The following is an 18,277-nucleotide window of genomic DNA, read 5'->3' as shown; positions in this document are numbered from 1 at the left end:
ATGAGGTTCTCTTCATCCCCATTTATGACTTCAATCATAAATACCCCCTGTAGGGCGGCGTAATCTTGTGGGGTAATACAAACAACGTATATGAATAAAATGATACTGATACTGAGCATCGCCGTTGGTTTATACGCCTGCTCGGGTAATGCACCTAAAAAAGAAGCGACTGCAGATCAAACTGCCACAACAACAGAAAATGGTAATCCGTCTTATGACCCCGAAAGAGGTACAGGCAAATTTACCAACGTTACTGTTAGCCCCACGCTCGACAATGCCCTGGCCACTGCCGGACAAAAAGTGTATGATGTAAAATGTTCCTCCTGCCACAAGCTGACTGAAGAAAAGCTGGTTGGCCCGGGTTGGAAGGATGTAACCAAACGCCACAAACCCGAGTGGATCCTGAATTTCGTTACCAACACCGATGAAATGTTGCAGAAAGATTCCAAAGCGCAGGCCATGTTGGAAATATGCCTGGTGCGCATGCCCAATCAAAATCTTACCGATGAAGAAGCCCGGAATGCCTATGAGTTCATGCGGAAGAACGACGGGGTGAAATAGGATTTCTGATTGAGCGATTTAGAGATTTTGGGATTTCATTTATTTCAGGCAGGCTGTACTATTTCTAAATCTCAAAATCCCGAGATCTCAAAATCCAAAATTTTTTAAAATAATCTTCTAATAAAATAGATTTATGAAACCCTTCAATCAAACGTTCCTCATAATATCAGTTGCGGCTGCCTCCTGGCTAACCGCCTGTAAACCCAACAACGCGGCTACCGCCGTAAGTGGCGATGCTGCTATCAAAGCGTATGTAGCCCCCGGTAAGTACGATGAGTTCTACAATTTCGTTTCCGGCGGCTTTAGCGGACAAATGTCTGTATATGGCTTGCCCTCGGGCCGGTTGCTGCGCGTGATACCCGTTTTTTCAGTAGACCCTGAAAAAGGATATGGTTATAGCGAGAACACCAAAGCTATGCTGAACACTTCGCATGGTTTTGTACCCTGGGACGACCTGCACCATACCGAGCTGTCGCAAACCAATGGGGAAATAGATGGCCGCTGGGTATTTGCCAATGCCAACAACACTCCCCGTGTTGCCCGCGTTGATCTCAAAACGTTCCGTACCGCCGAGATCATTGAATTGCCCAACAGCGCCGGTAACCACTCTTCTCCCTTTATTACCGAAAACACCGAATACGTGGTAGCTGGTACCCGGTTTAGTGTGCCCATCGGCGATAACCAGGATGTGCCCATCAGTTCCTACAAACAGAACTTCAAGGGCTCGCTGAGCTTTATCAGTGTTGACAAAACTACCGGTAACATGAATATCGCCTTCCAGCTGCAAACACCAGGCGTTAACTTCGACCTGAGCCACGCCGGTAAAGGCCCAAGCCATGGCTGGTTCTTCTTCAGCTGCTATAATTCAGAACAGGCCAACACCCTGTTGGAAGTAAACGCTTCGCAGCGCGACAAGGATTTCATTCTTGCAGTTAACTGGAAAAAAGCAGAAGAATACCTGAAAGCAGGCAAAGGCGTAAAGAAAGCATCAAAGTATTCACACTGCCGTTACGATGAAAAATCACATACCGCCACTTCTGAGACCCTGAATGAAGTTACAGTGCTCGATCCCGCCGTATTGAAAGACATCTGTTATTTTATTCCCTGCCCCAAATCACCACACGGTTGCGACGTTGACCCCAGTGGTGAATACATTGTAGGCAGTGGTAAACTGGCCGCACTGATACCCGTGTTCTCTTACACCAAAATTCAAAAGGCCATTGCCGACAAAGCTTTCGATGGCGAGTTTGAAGGCATCCCTGTTATCAAATATGAAGCAGCCTTGTATGGTGAAGTGCAGAAACCAGGCTTAGGCCCCCTGCACACCGAGTTTGACGGAAAAGGAAATGCCTATACCTCTTTCTTTGTGTCGTCAGAGATCGTAAAATGGAATATCAAAGACCTGAAAGTGCTTGACCGTGTGCCTACTTATTATTCCATTGGTCACCTGTGTATACCAGGTGGCGACAGCCGTAAACCGAATGCCAAATATGTAATTGCCTATAACAAGATCACCAAGGACCGCTATTTGCCTACCGGGCCCGAACTGGCACAAGCCGCACAGATCTTCGACATCACCGGTGATAAAATGCAGCTGATCCTCGACTTCCCCACCATTGGTGAACCGCACTATGCACAAGCAGTTTCAGCCGATCTCATCTCAAAGAATTCTACCAAATTCTACCGCATCGACGACAACGCCAATGCCTATGTAACCAAAGGGGAGAAAGAATCAAAAGTAGTACGCGAAGGAAACAAAGTGCATGTATACGCAACTTCTATCCGCAGCCACTTTGCACCAGATAATATTGAAGGCGTGAAAGTAGGCGATGAAGTATACTTCCATATCACCAACCTTGAACAGGATTGGGATATTCCACACGGCTTTGCAGTAAAAGGCGCCAACAATGCCGAGTTACTGATAATGCCCGGTGAAACACAAACCCTGAAATGGATTCCCGAAAAAGCAGGCGTTTATCCCTTCTATTGTACCGACTTCTGCAGTGCCCTGCACCAGGAAATGAGTGGTTACATCCGCGTGTCGGGCCCCGGCAATAATGTACCCATCAGTTTTAGTTTGGGTAAGACAAATGAGGCAGAAGCTGCCAAATAAAAGCGTTCTGTCAGCTTTTGTAACCGATAAAAGTTTTTATTATGAACAACAGGTTAACAACTACGTCAAGAATAATAATAGCAATTTGTGCGCTGTCACTGATAGGAGTTTTATTCCTGCCCATCTGGCGTATTGAGTTAAGCGCCCCCCAATATCCTGAAGGACTGGCATTGCAAATATTTGCCGGCAAGCTGGGCGGAGATGTAGAGGTCGTGAATGGGTTGAACCACTATATAGGCATGCGCACGCTACACGCAAATGACTTTATTGAATTTACCGTGTTGCCTTATATCATCGGCGGTTTTGTAGTGTTTGGCTTACTGGCAGCCATTGTTAACCGCCGATGGGTCTTTTATACTTGTATAGGAAGTTACCTGTTGTTCGCTATTGTTGCCATGGTCGATTTCTATCGTTGGGAATATAACTATGGACATAATCTTAATCCTGCTGCGCCCATTCAGGTACCGGGCATGTCGTATCAACCACCATTGATCGGGTATAAACAGTTGCTGAACTTTGGCGCCTGGAGCGTACCCGATGCCGGTGGCTGGATATTTGTTGGCGCCGGTGTGTTAATGGTTCTGGCCGCCTGGCTGGAATTGCGCAGAAAGAATAAGAAGTCGTTTACCAATATAAGGACGGCTTTAAGCACTGCCGCTGTATTCATGCTGATCTGTTGCAGCAGTTGCAGTACCGGTCCGCAACCCATTGAGTTCGGAAAGGATGCCTGTGACTTTTGCAAAATGACCATCCTCGATCAGCGGTTTGGCGGTGAGGTTATCACCAGAAAAGGGAAAGTGTATAAGTTCGATGACATACACTGCATCACCTCGTTTTTAAGATCCTCCAATATGCGAAAAACCGATCTGGCAGGTATATACCTGCTTGAGTACTCCACGCCAAAAGAGTTTGTACATGCCAGTGAAAGTTTCCTGTTACAAAGCAGCGACCTGCACAGCCCGATGGGGAGTAACACCGCTGCTTTTTTGAACGAAGGAAACCGCGAACAAGCCAAACAACAAGTGAACGGAAAAAATGTACACTGGAATGAAATCGCTCAATAGTCATATGAGAAAATGCAGCCTGGTCCTAAGCCTCATAGTGCTGGCTATGACGACTTATGCCAAAACATGGATCGTGCGTCCGGCAGGCCCGTTACAATCGCTTCAGGAGGCTATTGATAACGCAATGCCGGGCGATACTCTCCTGGTTGAACGCGGCGTGTACCGGCAGCCGACCATCATCGTAAACAAGCCGCTTTACATTAAAGGCATCGGTTATCCCGTGCTCGACGGCCAAAAGAAATACGAGATCATGGTCATTAAAAGCAGCCGGGTAGTGGTGGAAGGGTTTGCCATACAACATTCAGGTTACTCAGGGTATAATGATATTGCCGCCATTCGCATTCTCAACAGCCGGCACGTCATTATCCGCAATAACAAGCTCGATGATACTTTCTTCGGCATTTATTCACAGCATGCGGTTAGCTGTACCATCTCAAATAATACGCTTCACTCCAATGCGGTGAATGAAATTACCTCAGCCAATGGCATCCATTGCTGGAAGAGCGACAGCATGCAGATCCTCAACAATACCATTACTGGTCACCGCGACGGCATCTATTTTGAATTTGTGACCAACTCGCTCATTAAAAATAATATTAGCACGGGCAATGTTCGGTATGGATTGCATTTTATGTTTTCGAACGACGATACCTACATGGCCAACCAGTTTAAGAATAATGGCGCCGGGGTGGCGGTGATGTTCTCAAAAGGCGTTACCATGTTGCAGAACCTGTTTAGTGAGAATTGGGGCGGCGCTGCCTATGGCATATTATTAAAAGAAATCAGCGACAGCCGCATCGAGCGCAACCGGTTTGTGCGCAATACCACCGGTATTTATATGGAAGGAACCAACCGCATTCACATAGCACAGAACTTATTTGATAATAATGGTTGGGCCCTGAAGGTGCAGGCAAGTTGTAACGACAATACCATTACACAAAATAATTTTCAGGGCAACAGCTTTGATGTGGCCACCAACGGCACGCTGGTATTGAACACCTTTAACAACAATTACTGGGATAAATATGAAGGCTACGACCTGAACCACGATGGAGTGGGGGATGTGCCATACCGGCCGGTAAGCCTGTATGCGATGATCGCAGAACGTAACCCCGTTACCATGATGTTGTTCAGAAGCTTTATCACCGGCCTGCTCGACAAGGCAGAGAAAACAATTCCCGGTTTCATTCCCGAGAATTTGAAAGATGATCAACCCAGAATGAAAGCATTTAAAAATCTCAGCTTATGATCATTGCAACAAGTGTTACCAAAAAGTTTGGAAAGCTGACCGCGCTCGACAACATTAGCGCCACCTGTAACAAAGGACAAACCATCTCGCTTATAGGACCAAACGGTTCGGGCAAAACCACCTTTATTAAATGCCTGCTGGGCATGGTGGTACCCGATAGCGGCTTTATCACTTTCAACAAACAGAACATCGCGCATAACTGGCAATACCGGTCGGCCATTGGGTATATGCCGCAGATCGGCCGCTATCCTGAGAATATGACGATTGCCCAGGTGCTCGATATGATGAAAGACATTCGCAAACAATCGGCAGTGCAGCTCGATGAAGAGCTTATTCATTTATTCAAACTTGATGGTATGCTGCACAAACGCATGGGTAACTTGTCGGGCGGCACCCGGCAAAAGGTAAGCGCCTCGCTGGCCTTCCTGTTCAACCCCGATGTACTGATACTCGATGAGCCAACTGCCGGGCTCGATCCGCTGTCGACCGAAATACTGAAAGAAAAGATCAGGAAAGAAAAACAGGCAGGCAAACTGGTGCTCATTACCTCGCATATCCTGAGCGACCTCGACGATATTGTTACCGAAGTGATCTATATGGAAGAAGGCAGGCTGCGCTTTCATAAATCGCTCAACCAGTTACAGGAAGATACCGGCGAAAAGAAATTATCAAGGGCCATTGCGCAGGTAATGGGATCGTGAACGTTCTGAGCGTCCTGAGCGAAGTCGAAGGATCGAAGGGCGGTATAAAGCGCTGAGCGAAGTCGAAGCGCATAAATAAATTAACATGAAAAAGATCATCAAATACGTATTGCTCGATCTGTTGCGGAACCGGATCGTTATTGCCTACACGCTGTTTTTAGCGGTAATATCGATGAGTGTGTTCAACCTCGAAGACAATCCATCGAAAGGCATCCTGAGTTTGCTGAACCTGGTATTGATCATTGTTCCGCTGGTGAGCATTGTGTTTTCCACTATATATGTATATAATGCGTCAGAGTTCATTGAGCTGCTGGTATCGCAACCATTGCGGCGGGTGAATATCTGGTTAAGCATCTTCACCGGACTGGCGGCTTCGCTGTGTGTGGCATTTTTAGTGGGCTGTGGAGTGCCGGTGCTTATTTATGCCCCTTCAGATGTGGGCATTATGATGACGGCCATGGGTTTGCTGATAACCATCATTTTTGTGGCCATTGCCTTGCTGGCTTCGGTATTAACCCGCGATAAAGCAAAGGGAATTGGAGTGGCCATTTTATTATGGTTTTATTTTACCCTTATTTTTGACGGTATTGTGTTGTTCCTGTTGTTCCAGTTTATGGATTACCCTATGGAAAAACCAATGATCGTGTTCAGTTGTTTAAATCCCATAGACCTGGCGCGTATCCTCATATTGTTGAAGCTCGATATTTCGGCACTCATGGGAGCTACCAGCGCAATATTCAGGGATTTCTTTGGTTATCAATGGGGTATAGTAGCAACCTTGTTGATCATGACCACCTGGGCCGGTATGCCTTTGTGGTGGTCGGTCAGAAAATTTAACCGTAAAGACTTATGATGCAAGACATAAAGGACAGAGCAGATATAAAACAACTGGTAGATACATTTTATACAAAGGTGCGGGCCGATGAAACCATCGGATACCTGTTCAATGATGTGGCCAAAGTGAACTGGGAGCAGCATTTACCCCGCATGTACGATTTTTGGGAGAACATCCTTTTTCAAACCGGCGGGTTTAAAGGCAACCCCATGGTGGCTCATGTGCAGCTGCACCAGAAATCGCCGCTGAGCGCAGCCCATTTTGCCCGTTGGCAGGAGTTATTCCTGGCCACTGTAGATGAACTGTTTAAAGGCGACATGGCCGAGCTTATAAAACAACGGGCCCGCTCCATTGCCACCATGATGCTGATCAAAGTTTCTCCTTCAAACGATCCGAAGTCGATTATTTAGCACCTGTACATAAAAAAATCCTCCCCGCCATCCCGGTAGTTACCGGGAGGCGGCGGAGGACAATCTCTTTTGGCGGATTTGTTTTCCAAAAGGATGGTTTTCAGGGATCTTTCAGTAGGATTGGATAGCGATAAGGTTTCAGTTTTCGGGTTCGGATTATAAACGGGCTCTGGTTGGGAACTTCAAGGGTACGCTCCATCAACGGTTTAGTTTTTCAAAGGATCTTCGGTCGGGATAAGGTTTTGTTGGTTTCAGCGGGCACTTGATCTTGTTTCCTGGCTTGCTGATGTAAAAATAGCACAGCCAACAGGCGGTTTGCAAATTTCGGCTACCCTGTTTGTGTAGAATGACCGTATTGTTTAAGCGCGGCTAAACGGTAGTACGTAGTGTTAGAGAGAATGTGATAATTTAATAAGGTGCTAATGGAGTCGTGAAACCCCGACACGTCGGGGCAGGCTGTGAAACGGTCCCGCCTAGGCGGGATGAAATGAAGCGCAGTAACTGGTAATCGGCAACTATACTCCCCCTTTAGGGGGCAGGGGGTAAATTATTTTTCTATATTACGGGTATTAGTTATATTTAACATACAAAGTAGCCTCTGATTAATAGCATAGCAATTGATTCACCATCAAAACCAATGAGCTATGCAACGTTACAGTCTGCAAAAACACCTCGGCCCTTACACCCTGGACAAATCATTATTTCAACGGATCGAGAGTTACATTAACCAGAATATTCCCCGCATTCTGCTGTTGAATCTCGAAAAAGGAAGCGACAGGCCCTTAAGCCCATTCATTACGCTCACCATTCAAAAACAATCAGGAACCGAAAAGCTGCGCTCCATTAATGATTTCGGGTACGAACAATTTGATGAAAATGTAGAAGAAGTATCAATTGAGCTGGTGCATAACAATGCTTTCAATTTCTGGGGGCAAAAGGTGATCGTGCTTATTATGACATTTAATCTCGAAAGCGGTTATTGCGATCTGTCGCTTGCCCTTAATGATGAAGAACCGCGCGATAAGGTGTATACTATTGAGAAAGGATTGAGATCTACCATGAACCGCAATAAAAAATCACTTCCCCTGGCAAGGTTTTTCAGGTAGCATTCTGCTTGTGTTGTTTTGATGTTTACAAATAAAAAACCATCTCCCGGTATATCGGGACGATGGTTTTTTTATTGGTGATAGTTTGGTCCTCTTTCAGTGAGGGCTCACCTTTTATGTTTATGAAGGTGAGCTTTCCGCCTACTGGCGAAGGGACCCTCCTTTATTGTTGATGAAAGTGCCCCCGCAAGGTAGGCACTCCTCGTTTATTTTACTTCCAGTGCTTTATCGATCATGAACAACAGGTTGGCGCGGTGGGCCTTTGTTTCATCATTGGTCGATACAGCAGTGGCCAGTTGTGTTTTGATCTTTTTCAGCGTATACAGCGCAGCTGCTTTTGACACATCATCAACACCCTGGTTTTGCGGATTTACAATAGACACCAGTTGCCGTACAAAATAGGTTTGCAGGTTCTGGCGGTATACGTTTACGTTGGTGGCAATGTCGGCACTGAAAATGCCTTTCTGCAGGTCGCCCATCATGGTGGCAACGCTGTATTGATTGCCATATAAACGGCTGTTGGTCATACGCAACAAAGTGGCTGAATGCAATATGTGCGAAAGTGCCGCATCTGTTTGAATAGATAACAGGGTACTCGTTGCCCTGAAATCATCGCCTGAATTGTTCTGGTTAAATCCCCGGCGTTGCGGTTGCAGCCAGGCAAATACCTGGGCGTCGGCATCAAAGGCATCGGGAGCAAATACATATTTATTCAGCACTTCCATGGCCCGTTTTTGCGTAGCCAGTGGAACAGGTGTATACGGTTTAACCCCGGATTTTTGTTCAGGGAAGCTTCTGTCGATCTGCACGCCGCCTATATAGCGGCTTACGGCTGCCACCATGCTGTACCGTTGGCTCAGCAGGGTGCCATAACGCGAGCGCAGCTCGGCATACGACTGGCCATCCTTCGAATACTTTTGCACCAGTTTGCCCATGGTCTGGTTCACCAATTTAAACCGGTCTTCTGCATACCCGATGGCATCACTGGTTAGTTCATTCACATTCACCCGTGGGTCCATGGCTTTACCCGGGGAACGCATATCATCGCCATCGTTGCCGAATACGAGTTGGGGATCGGTGCTGCGGGCAACGATTGTTTTAAGTCCGGCCGCTTCTTCTCCTTCATTAAAAGGCGTATAACCATATTCAATAGCCCAAAGATCGTAGGGACCGGCCTTGGTGGTATAATAATCGCCCTGTTTGCTTCTGTCTAAAGCAATATTGATGGCGGGATAATCCATTACAGAACCAATAAGACCCAGCTTGTGGGTGATCTCGGTATTGTTGATTTCGGTGGGCGACAGCATTTGGCTGGCCTTCATATTATGGTTCAGCCCCAGTGTATGACCCATTTCATGCATAATGAGGTAGGTAAGGAACTGCTTGTGCATTTCCTTTATGTCATTGGCCGAAGCGCCGGTGGCATCGAGAACGGTCATACCCGTGAGCAGTTGGCTTTTCAGTTCACTGGCCAGGGTACAGTTTTCTTCATGCTGCGGGTTCATACCGGGAAATTGCAGGGTATTGCCATTAGCTGAAAAACCTCTGAACAGCTCATCATAGATAGGCGTTGCGCTGCCCGAGAACCATTCGATAGTGATATCGGCGCCAATGATCTGCCCTGTTTTAGGATTTACAAAGCTGGGCCCTATAGCACCGTATACCGGTTGTGCCGATGAAACCCAGCGGATCACATTATAACGGATATCGGCAGGGTCCCAGTCGGCATCATCGGGCATTATCTTCATTTGAATGGCGTTCCTGAACCCGGCCTTTTCAAATGCTTCGTTCCATTTTAACCCGGCATCGATGATGGTTTGGCGGTATTCAACCGGGGTGGTATTCTCGATCCAGTAAACGATGGGTTCAACCGGTTCGCTCAATGCTGCATTCGGGTCTTTTTTCTTCAGGTACCAGCGATGGATAATGTCTTTATACGGAACAGGGCTGATGCTTGTTTGGTCGGTGATCTGTTCTGAAAAATAACCTACCCGCGGGTCGTCGCGGCGGGGGTGGAAATCGTTCTGCGGCATTTCGATAAGGCTGTGTTGCATGCGCACCCGCACATAACGGGCATCAGTAATGTCGTTGGTGCCATTATTGTAAGGTGCGGGGTTGTCATAAGCCAGATCGACTATAATATCTGAATTATGGGGGAAGGAGCGAACGTTTGAATAACGTGATTTGGCCGGGTTCAGGTTACCCAGGTTAAAGATGGCCGTGGGTGGAATGCCGGGCGGCAGCAGCGGTTTCACCGGATCGAGTTTTTCGCTGATGAACAATCCGTCGGCACTGATGAGGTAGCCATCTGCATCTTCGGCAACCGTTTTTTCAACCAGGAATACGGCCTCGGGTTTGTCGACACCCGCCGTTTTACTGATGGGGTTATTGGCATCGTACCAGAAACGGGTATTAACGCCGGAGAATTCCAGTTTGTCGAATGCTTTTTCGATCTTGAACACCGCGGTGGCGCGGTGCATGCTCTGGTTCAGGTACAATGAATTGGGGCCGCTGAGCGAAAAGCTCTGGTAAATATACTCTTTGCCCAGCTGGCTCTTCTTTACATACAGTTGAAGCGTGCCGGTAGCCGTGTCCTGGTACATGGTGAAAAGGCCATCGATCTTGCGGCTGCTTTTTACTTTATCGGTAATGCCGGCCGGTTTTTTCTTTGTGGTATCGACTGCGGGTGGGGGCGCCGCAGCCCCTTTTTTGTCCTGGGCCCGGGCAGCGGTTAGCAACAAACCCGGCGAAAGGATAAGGAGAAGCAGTGTTTTCTTCATACTTGAGTTTTTAGGTTTATCAATTTACTGATGCTTTTAAGTAAGCCCTCATTTTTTAGGATGGAAGCGGGAAATTTAGGGATAGATTAACTGCATGGCTGTCTGGCGGCTGGGCAACAGGCAACAGCATTCGTTGGTACGCTTCTATAGATATTGTAAATTTGTATTTCCGCTAAAAAAACAGTGTCATAATATGGGAGTCTGGAGACAATTGCAGGAGTATTTTTATTTAAAGAAACGTGACCCGAACGCACCGCATACCACCTGGATGCGCTATATGCATGGCATCAACAGAATATCGCTGTTCATGTTCCTGATAGCGTTGATCGTGATTATTGTAAAGCTGGTCATGATGAAGAAATAGTTACAGGTTACCGGGTGCCGGTTGCCGGTTGCCGGGCCTTGAATGCCGTCCGAATTATTGCCTGGTAACCTGAAACCGGTAACTGGTAACCAGTTCTTATTTTTGCTCAAGATATTCTTTTATGATTTGTGCAGCTCTCGAAGACGCGTGCCCCCCTTCGCCCAGCAAATGCCGCAAGCTGGCATAATCGTCCCGCAGTTGTTGCTGGGTAGCTTCGTTGGTAAGCAGGTCGTCGAGTTGTTTACGCAGATTGCCCGGCGTTAGATCGTTCTGGATCAGTTCTTTCACCACCAGCTTATCCATGATCAGGTTCACCAGCGAAATGTATTTTACTTTAATAAGCCGTTTGGCGATCTGGTACGAAATATTGCTGCCCTTGTAGCACACCACTTCGGGAACACCGAACAGGGCAGTCTCCAGCGTGGCGGTACCCGAGGTCACCAGCGCGGCCCTCGATTGCAACAGCAAGGCATAAGTGGAGTCACGCACCGATGAAACATTGGGGTACATCGCTAACACCGACTCGTAAAAACTATCTTCCTGGCCGGGGGCTTTGGCCACAATGAACTGGCAGGCGGGGAACATGCGGCTAACTTCCAGCATAATGGGCAGCTTTTTCAGAATTTCCTGTTTTCGGCTGCCGGGTAACAGGGCAATAATGGGTTTGGTGGCCAGGGGCGTACTGCCTGGCGCCAGTTGCGCTTCTTCCACCACCTCTATAAGCGGATGGCCTACGTATTCAACATCCCAGTTCCATTTGTTTTTGTAATAATCTTTTTCGAACGGAAGTATCACCAGCATTTTATCGATGCACTGTTTCATCTTGTGCACGCGGTTCTCCTTCCAGGCCCATACCTGCGGCGAAATATAATAAATGATCTTATAACCCTGTTGTTTGGCCCATTCGGCTATGCGTAAGTTGAAACCGGGGTAATCGATGAGGATGAGCGCATCGGGTTTGTATTTGGTAATATCATCTTTGCAGAACTGCAGGTTCTTCAAAATGGTGCCCAGGTTCTTGGCCACTTCCCAAAAGCCCATAAAGGCCAGGTTGCGGTAATGCTTCACCAGTTCGCCACCTGCCTGTTGCATTCTGTCGCCGCCCCAGCAACGGATCGAGGCTGCGGTATCTGATTTTCTGATCTCTTTGATAAGATTACTGCCATGCAAATCACCCGACGCTTCACCGGCTATAATGTAATAACGCATGGGGTAAAGATAAGAGAAAGTTGCCGGTTACCAGTTGCCTGTTACCTGTCACCGGGCAAAGAATTCGGAGAACCCGATTTCAGGTAGAGTGATCGACATTCAAGGCCCGGCAACCGGAACCGGGTAACCGGTAACAAAATCATAATTCACTATGGGCGCACTTTTTTACAAAATAAACTTCATTAACAACGCCGTTATCGCATAAACCAGCGTGATGGCAAAAATGCCTTTGGCGGTTTTGTCGCGGTGAGTGTTGATATAAAATGTGAAAAGGGCAATATTCAAGATCAGGCAGGGCACCGAAATGGCGGTGATCTGGTTCTTATTCTCGCTAACAAAGTTTATACAGTCCTTTACACTGTATAAGGGGTAGAACTTGATAAAATAATAGGCAACAAGGCTTATCAGGGGGGCAATAAAGCCCAGCAAAATGCCAAAACGAAGGTTGTCTTTTTTGAACATTACAGTTTCCAGGTTTTTTCGAGCTTATCTTTCAGTTGATAATTGGTAAGGTCAAATTGCACCGGTACAATACTCACGTAATTATTTTTAAGGGCCCACACATCGGTATCTTTTCCTTTATCGAAATTCACAAATTCACCGGTAAGCCAGTAATATTTGCGGCCGTTAGGGTCGTTGCGCTCAACAAAATCTTCTTCATATTTCGCATAGGCCTGCCGGCAAATACGAACGCCTTTTATGAGTTCGGGTGCAACAGGGGGAAAGTTTACATTCAGTACCGTATGTTTTTCCGGTATTTTCTTCAGCATTTGCTCCACAATGAGGCGGGCATATTTACGGGCTGCGGTAAAATCGGCATCGATGCTGTAATCGAGCAGGGAAAAGCCAACAGAGGGAATGCTTTCAATAGCGGCTTCCACAGCGGCCGACATGGTACCCGAATATATTACATTGATCGAGTGATTGGCGCCATGGTTAATACCGCTCAAACACAGATCGGGTTTGCGATGCAGGATCTTGTCTACTGCCAGCTTCACACAATCAACCGGGGTGCCTGAGCATTGATACGCTTCCACACCTTCAAAAAAAGTAGTCACTGAGCTCAGGCGTAAAGGTTGGCCTATAGTAATAGCATGGCCCATGCCTGATTGCGGTTTATCGGGGGCTACAACAACTATCTTTCCGAGATCCTTCACCGCTTCAACCAGATTGTGTATACCCGGTGCTGTTATACCATCGTCGTTCGTTATCAGGATAACGGGCTTACTTTTCTTCGTTTTTGCTTTTGCCATATCTTATAACAAAAATGCTGAAAAATTCTGTCAAATACGTTAATTACACGAAATAACTGCGAGGCCATGACTGGTTTAGTCGGGGCTGCTGCCAGGCAAGATGCATGGATATCTAGAACGCTTTTATGTCAGGAACATTATAAATGCGTACACCATTTTCTGGCGGATGATTGATGGCAAAGTAAAGGGTGTGGATCATTTGATTGATGGTGACGAGGTCCTGTTGCCGGCTTTGTTCCCTGGTAGCAGGTATAAGCCGCGTCAACATATACAAAGGCGTGAAAAGTACAGGCCACCAATGGCCGGGGCCCAAAACGTACCAGGGCCTGATGAAAGAGCAGCGGGCGCCGCTTGTTGTCAGCATTGATTCACCGGCTGCCCGCACTTCGCGGTATTCCTTCATGATACGGCCAGGGTACTGGCTAACACTCAGGTATATTACATGAGGCAGCTGGTTGTCGCTGATGGCCCGGGCCGCCTGTTGAACCGACACCTTATCGATGGTTTCAAATTCGGCTTTTTTGGCCGGGGAGGGGTGGGCAACACCGATCAGGTGAATAAAAACATCAGCACCGGCGGCGGCAGCTGTGTAGGTGGTGGCATCAAGGGCATTGCCGATGACCAGTTCGCAACCGGGTGGCAGTTTATGCTCAGAACCTTTTCGTACCAGCGCCTTAATGCGGAATCCGCCAGACTGCAACAGGGCTTTTATGAGCCGGGAACCAATGTATCCGGTTCCACCCGTAATAAAAATAGTTTGCATATTCATTCAGTGGTGTTTCAAAGTGATTTATTTACGAAAGTGGCTGGTTGGCAGATTTGAAAATGAGTTTTTGAGTTTGTGAGTTAGTAAGTTAATGAGTTCATGAACCGTAACCGTGAACCGGAACTAAGAACTTAAAAATTAAAAACTTAGAAACTGGATCACTGGCTTCTGGCAGGAAACTCACATCCAATACGGAATTTTACACAGAACAAGGAATTTTCCCCTGTTTCCGCTACCTTTGCAGCCGATTAAAAGTACAGGACCATTTATTGTCTCTATATCGCTGATTATTAATTCGTTATAGAGCTAATTGCCTGGCACCAAATCAACATTATAACTTTGCAACATGGCAGGTCAGTTAAAAGAAGTTCGTAATAAGATCAAGGCTACGCAGAATATGCAGCAAATTACCAAAGCAATGAAAATGGTAAGCGCTGCCAAATTAAGAAAGGCACAGGATGCCATCATTCAGATGCGCCCTTACGCCCGCAAGCTGCAGGAAGTGCTGAGCAATATTGTCAGCGGTGCCGAAGGCGATGGCGGTATGGCCCTGGCTGTTGAACGCCCTGTAGAGAAAGTGCTGTTGATCGTTATTACCAGCGACCGCGGTTTGTGCGGTGCTTATAACACCAACGTAATAAAACTGGCCCGTACCACCATCCAGGAAAAATATGCTGCCCAAAACGCCAGGGGCACCCTGCAAATCTGGGGCATTGGTAAAAAAGGCACTGAATTCTTCCAGAAAAATAAATACAAGGTCAACGATACCCACAGAGACCTGTTCCTGCACCTGAAATTTGAGAACGTTCAGGCAGTGGCCCAGGCTGCTGTAAAAGCTTTTGAAGCAAAAGAATTTGATGTTATTGAACTGATATACAGCGAATTCCGCAATGCAGCCATGCAACGGTTCACTGTTGAGCGCTTTTTGCCCATTCCGAAAGTAGAAAAGAAAGAAGGCGGCAAAAAAAGCGATTTCATTTTTGAACCAGCCAAAGATGAGCTCATTGCCGAGCTGATGCCCAAGATCCTGAACACGCAATTGTACAAAGCCGTACTCGATGGCAATGCTTCGGAACATGGCGCCCGTATGACTGCGATGGATAAAGCCAGCGAAAACGCCAACGAATTATTAAAGCACTATAAAGTATCATACAACCGGGCTCGCCAGGCAGCCATTACCACCGAATTGACTGAGATCGTGAGCGGTGCAGCTGCATTACAAGGTTAAAAGTTTATGGTCCCGTTCGGCCGGCCAACTTACGGGGACAGGAAACTGCGGATAACTATAAACTAATACGATGGAAATTTCCAACCTGATACCTCATATAGAGGCGTTAATCTTTGCCAGTGAAAAGCCACTGACCACTTTGGAGATCACTGATCTCATTAATCAGGCCTTTGGCTTTATGGAAGATAAGATTATGCTCGATCAGATTGAATCGGCCATTGAAGGGATCCTGGAGAAGTACAAGGCCGAATTCTATCCATTCGAAGTGCGGGAGAGCGGTGGCGGTTGGCAGTTCCTTACCAAAAGAGATTTTCATAAAACGGTTGCCCAGCTGAACGGCGATAAATTCCTGAAACGCCTGAGTACCGCGGCGCTGGAAACCTTAAGTATCATTGCTTATAAACAACCCGTTACAAAGTCTGAAATTGAATCCATTCGCGGGGTGAGCAGTGATTACGCCATTCAGAAATTACTCGAAAAAGACCTCATTGTTATAACAGGCCGAAATGAAGCCCTGCCCGGTCACCCGCTGGTGTATGGTACTTCCAAAAACTTCATGGATTATTTCGGTTTGAACTCAGCCGAAGACCTGCCCAAGCTGAAAGAAGTATTCGACGACAGTATGGTGGCGGCGCCCACGGCTATTGGAGATGTGATCATAACTCCTTCCACCGAAGGCGAGGATACTGAAGAAACTACCCCTTCCCTGAACGGCATCCACCTGAATGGTACCGATGTAACAGACAGCGAAGAAAATGAAGGCGGGGAAGGTGGAGAAGAAGAAGGCACTACTGCCGCCCTGGGTCAGGATATTGTTGATGAGAACGCCGAAACAACTGATGAAGGCTATGAACTGGATACCGATGAAGAAGCCATAGCCGAGGAAGCCGAAGCGCTGGATGAAGAAGCCGGCGAAGTGCTGGATGAAATTGCCGAAGAAGGTTATGATGAAGAAGGGGATGAAGAAGAAGCCTTCAATAATGAAGGAGAAGAAGAGGAAGAAGGGTTTGAGGATGAAGAGCCCTACATTACGCCCGAAGAAGAGGAAGCCTATGCCGATGATGATTCAACCACTTTCAAGGTTGGTGAAGACGGCGAGCTGATCGAAGAGCACAACGGTTCAGATGACGATGAAGCAGACGAAGAAGAGGCGATTGATGAGGAAGATGAGGAGGAGCCTGGCGATGAGGATACCGAACACGACAAAGACGACGAAAAGAAATAACCCTCATTTTTTGAAATAGCATTAATGCGCATTCGCCAACCGGCAGATGCGCATTGTTTTTTAGTTCGCCTTCAACGTTTAAAGTTCACGGGCCTCAATCGCCGGGCAACGCTGAAACTTTGAAGGGTGAACTGTAAACTGGCCAACTGTTCTTATATTCGCATACTATGTCACAGCAATTATCAAGAGAGTTTTTAATTCAGTTAGCAAATGAATATGGTACCCCCCTGTATGTGTACCATGCCGAAAAAATTAAAGAGCAATACGATAAGCTGAAGGGTGCATTTGGAAAGATCAATGCCCGTTTTTACTATGCCTGTAAGGCACTTACCAATATAAATGTTTTAAAGTATGTCAACAGCCTGGGCGCCGGGGTTGATTGTGTGAGCATTTATGAAGTAAAGCTGGCCCTGAAGGCTGGCTTCGATCCCAAGAACATTTTGTATACACCCAATTGTGTCGACTTTCAGGAAATTGTGGCGGCAAAGGACCTGGGTGTAAATATTAATATTGATAATATCTCCATTCTGGAGCAGTTCGGTAACAAGTTTGGCAGCAGCTACCCGGTTTGCATCCGGCTCAATCCGCACATTATGGCCGGTGGCAATTTCAAGATCTCTACCGGGCACGTAGATAGCAAATTCGGTATCTCCATACACCAGATGCGGCACATTGAGCGCGTTGTAAAAAGTACCAAATTAAAGGTGACTGGCGTGCATATGCATACCGGTAGTGAGATCAAAGATATTGGCGTGTTCCTGGAAGGGTTGGATGTAATGTTCGAGATCACCAGCCATTTCCCCGACCTGGAATTTATTGACCTCGGCAGCGGCTTTAAAGTGCCGTATCAGCCCGATGATCCGGAAACCGATGTAAATACGCTGGGCCAGAAGATGGCCGTGGCCTTCAAGAATTTTGAAAAAGAGACCGGTAAAAAACTACAGGTTTGGTTTGAACCGGGCAAGTACCTCGTAAGCCAGTGCGGTTACTTTGTGGTAAAGACAAACGTGGTAAAACAAACGCCGGCTACCGTATTTGCAGGTGTCAACAGCGGGTTCAACCACCTCATACGCCCCATGTTTTACGAAGCGTACCATCATATCGAAAATATCAGCAACCCCAACGGGCCCGAAAGGATCTATACCGTGGTAGGGAATATTTGTGAAACCGATACGTTTGCCTGGGACCGCAAGTTGCATGAAGTACGGGAAGGCGATTACCTGGTATTTTACAATGCCGGCGCCTATGGTTTTGAAATGTCGTCGAACTTTAACTCGCGCCTGAAACCGGCCGAAGTGCTGGTGAAAGATAGCAAAGCCCATCTTATTCGCAAACGCGATGAATTTGAAGACCTGCTGAAGAACCAGATCGAAGTTTTATAAATTATAGATTGTCCCGACGGTTACCGTCGGG

General features: G+C 47.0%; 17 protein-coding genes. 12 read left to right on the top strand and 5 right to left on the bottom strand.

Annotated elements, in window-relative coordinates; genetic code table 11:
- The first annotated feature begins 90 nt into the window (after positions 1–90).
- The 8 genes from A3860_RS12030 to A3860_RS11995 all read left to right on the top strand — a co-directional run bounded on the left by A3860_RS12030 (position 91) and on the right by A3860_RS11995 (position 8,039).
- On the top strand, positions 91–561 hold the full coding sequence (locus A3860_RS12030) for a c-type cytochrome (RefSeq protein WP_081146949.1): 471 nt from the start codon (positions 91–93) through the stop codon (positions 559–561).
- A 133-nt stretch (positions 562–694) separates the two neighbouring features.
- Positions 695–2,674, top strand: a complete 1,980-nt coding sequence (nosZ, locus tag A3860_RS12025; protein ID WP_081146948.1) for a Sec-dependent nitrous-oxide reductase — start codon at positions 695–697, stop codon at positions 2,672–2,674.
- A gap of 41 nt (positions 2,675–2,715) precedes the next feature.
- The gene (locus A3860_RS12020; RefSeq protein WP_081146947.1) at positions 2,716–3,738 is read left to right on the top strand and encodes a nitrous oxide reductase accessory protein NosL; all 1,023 of its coding nucleotides are present in this window, start codon (positions 2,716–2,718) and stop codon (positions 3,736–3,738) included.
- A 4-nt stretch (positions 3,739–3,742) separates the two neighbouring features.
- Positions 3,743–4,987 carry a nitrous oxide reductase family maturation protein NosD gene (locus A3860_RS12015; protein ID WP_081146946.1) on the top strand — a complete coding sequence of 415 codons (1,245 nt, stop codon included), beginning with the start codon at positions 3,743–3,745 and terminating at the stop codon, positions 4,985–4,987.
- Positions 4,984–5,688, top strand: coding sequence for an ABC transporter ATP-binding protein (locus tag A3860_RS12010; RefSeq protein WP_081146945.1), 705 nt, complete (start codon positions 4,984–4,986; stop codon positions 5,686–5,688). The genes A3860_RS12015 and A3860_RS12010 overlap by 4 nt, the downstream gene beginning before the upstream one ends.
- An 85-nt stretch (positions 5,689–5,773) precedes the next feature.
- Complete coding sequence (locus A3860_RS12005; protein ID WP_081146944.1) at positions 5,774–6,541, top strand: ABC transporter permease; 768 nt, start codon at positions 5,774–5,776, stop codon at positions 6,539–6,541.
- A complete protein-coding gene (locus A3860_RS12000; protein WP_081146943.1) occupies positions 6,538–6,933 on the top strand; it encodes a group III truncated hemoglobin in 396 nt (131 codons plus the stop codon). Before A3860_RS12005 ends, A3860_RS12000 begins: the two co-directional genes overlap by 4 nt.
- A 644-nt stretch (positions 6,934–7,577) precedes the next feature.
- Positions 7,578–8,039: a hypothetical protein gene (locus tag A3860_RS11995; protein WP_081146942.1), complete on the top strand. Its 462-nt coding sequence runs from the start codon at positions 7,578–7,580 to the stop codon at positions 8,037–8,039.
- A 206-nt stretch (positions 8,040–8,245) separates the two neighbouring features.
- Here A3860_RS11995 and A3860_RS11990 read toward each other — a convergent pair whose 3' ends face one another.
- Positions 8,246–10,819, bottom strand: coding sequence for a zinc-dependent metalloprotease (locus tag A3860_RS11990; RefSeq protein ID WP_081146941.1), 2,574 nt, complete (start codon positions 10,817–10,819; stop codon positions 8,246–8,248).
- 193 nt (positions 10,820–11,012) lie between these two features.
- Between A3860_RS11990 and A3860_RS41480 the strand changes: the two genes are divergently transcribed.
- Positions 11,013–11,183 (top strand): DUF6728 family protein, encoded by a 171-nt coding sequence (locus A3860_RS41480; protein WP_173820200.1) that lies wholly within the window; start codon positions 11,013–11,015, stop codon positions 11,181–11,183.
- A gap of 96 nt (positions 11,184–11,279) precedes the next feature.
- On the opposite strand, the gene lpxB is transcribed toward A3860_RS41480, so the two are convergent.
- The 4 genes from lpxB to A3860_RS11970 form a co-directional block, all read right to left on the bottom strand.
- Positions 11,280–12,392, bottom strand: a complete 1,113-nt coding sequence (lpxB, locus tag A3860_RS11985) for a lipid-A-disaccharide synthase (protein WP_081146940.1) — start codon at positions 12,390–12,392, stop codon at positions 11,280–11,282.
- 165 nt (positions 12,393–12,557) lie between these two features.
- The gene (locus A3860_RS11980; protein ID WP_081146939.1) at positions 12,558–12,854 is read right to left on the bottom strand and encodes a hypothetical protein; all 297 of its coding nucleotides are present in this window, start codon (positions 12,852–12,854) and stop codon (positions 12,558–12,560) included.
- Positions 12,854–13,645 (bottom strand): 5'/3'-nucleotidase SurE, encoded by a 792-nt coding sequence (surE, locus tag A3860_RS11975; RefSeq protein WP_081146938.1) that lies wholly within the window; start codon positions 13,643–13,645, stop codon positions 12,854–12,856. Before surE ends, A3860_RS11980 begins: the two co-directional genes overlap by 1 nt.
- A gap of 112 nt (positions 13,646–13,757) precedes the next feature.
- Positions 13,758–14,408, bottom strand: a complete 651-nt coding sequence (locus A3860_RS11970; protein ID WP_081147115.1) for an NAD-dependent epimerase/dehydratase family protein — start codon at positions 14,406–14,408, stop codon at positions 13,758–13,760.
- A gap of 349 nt (positions 14,409–14,757) precedes the next feature.
- On the opposite strand from A3860_RS11970, the gene atpG reads away from it, so the two are divergent.
- From atpG to lysA, 3 genes are all read left to right on the top strand, one after another.
- Complete coding sequence (gene atpG, locus A3860_RS11965; RefSeq protein ID WP_081146937.1) at positions 14,758–15,639, top strand: ATP synthase F1 subunit gamma; 882 nt, start codon at positions 14,758–14,760, stop codon at positions 15,637–15,639.
- Positions 15,640–15,709: 70 nt separating this feature from the next.
- Positions 15,710–16,864, top strand: a complete 1,155-nt coding sequence (scpB, locus tag A3860_RS11960) for an SMC-Scp complex subunit ScpB (protein WP_081146936.1) — start codon at positions 15,710–15,712, stop codon at positions 16,862–16,864.
- 167 nt (positions 16,865–17,031) lie between these two features.
- The gene (lysA, locus tag A3860_RS11955; RefSeq protein ID WP_081146935.1) at positions 17,032–18,246 is read left to right on the top strand and encodes a diaminopimelate decarboxylase; all 1,215 of its coding nucleotides are present in this window, start codon (positions 17,032–17,034) and stop codon (positions 18,244–18,246) included.
- Positions 18,247–18,277: the final 31 nt, after the last annotated feature.

The organism is Niastella vici (assembly GCF_002077945.1).
Classification (GTDB): Bacteria; Bacteroidota; Bacteroidia; order Chitinophagales; family Chitinophagaceae; genus Niastella; species Niastella vici.
The sequence above is the reverse complement of the archived record's forward strand: the minus strand, read 5'-3'. Positions and strand labels throughout refer to the sequence as shown.

Coding starts and splice junctions, on each gene's coding strand:
- A3860_RS12030 (WP_081146949.1), top strand. CDS start 91: ATGAATAAAATGATACTGATACTGAGCATCGCCGTTGGTTTATACGCC.
- nosZ (WP_081146948.1), top strand. CDS start 695: ATGAAACCCTTCAATCAAACGTTCCTCATAATATCAGTTGCGGCTGCC.
- A3860_RS12020 (WP_081146947.1), top strand. CDS start 2,716: ATGAACAACAGGTTAACAACTACGTCAAGAATAATAATAGCAATTTGT.
- A3860_RS12015 (WP_081146946.1), top strand. CDS start 3,743: ATGAGAAAATGCAGCCTGGTCCTAAGCCTCATAGTGCTGGCTATGACG.
- A3860_RS12010 (WP_081146945.1), top strand. CDS start 4,984: ATGATCATTGCAACAAGTGTTACCAAAAAGTTTGGAAAGCTGACCGCG.
- A3860_RS12005 (WP_081146944.1), top strand. CDS start 5,774: ATGAAAAAGATCATCAAATACGTATTGCTCGATCTGTTGCGGAACCGG.
- A3860_RS12000 (WP_081146943.1), top strand. CDS start 6,538: ATGATGCAAGACATAAAGGACAGAGCAGATATAAAACAACTGGTAGAT.
- A3860_RS11995 (WP_081146942.1), top strand. CDS start 7,578: ATGCAACGTTACAGTCTGCAAAAACACCTCGGCCCTTACACCCTGGAC.
- A3860_RS11990 (WP_081146941.1), bottom strand. CDS start 10,819: ATGAAGAAAACACTGCTTCTCCTTATCCTTTCGCCGGGTTTGTTGCTA.
- A3860_RS41480 (WP_173820200.1), top strand. CDS start 11,013: ATGGGAGTCTGGAGACAATTGCAGGAGTATTTTTATTTAAAGAAACGT.
- lpxB (WP_081146940.1), bottom strand. CDS start 12,392: ATGCGTTATTACATTATAGCCGGTGAAGCGTCGGGTGATTTGCATGGC.
- A3860_RS11980 (WP_081146939.1), bottom strand. CDS start 12,854: ATGTTCAAAAAAGACAACCTTCGTTTTGGCATTTTGCTGGGCTTTATT.
- surE (WP_081146938.1), bottom strand. CDS start 13,645: ATGGCAAAAGCAAAAACGAAGAAAAGTAAGCCCGTTATCCTGATAACG.
- A3860_RS11970 (WP_081147115.1), bottom strand. CDS start 14,408: ATGCAAACTATTTTTATTACGGGTGGAACCGGATACATTGGTTCCCGG.
- atpG (WP_081146937.1), top strand. CDS start 14,758: ATGGCAGGTCAGTTAAAAGAAGTTCGTAATAAGATCAAGGCTACGCAG.
- scpB (WP_081146936.1), top strand. CDS start 15,710: ATGGAAATTTCCAACCTGATACCTCATATAGAGGCGTTAATCTTTGCC.
- lysA (WP_081146935.1), top strand. CDS start 17,032: ATGTCACAGCAATTATCAAGAGAGTTTTTAATTCAGTTAGCAAATGAA.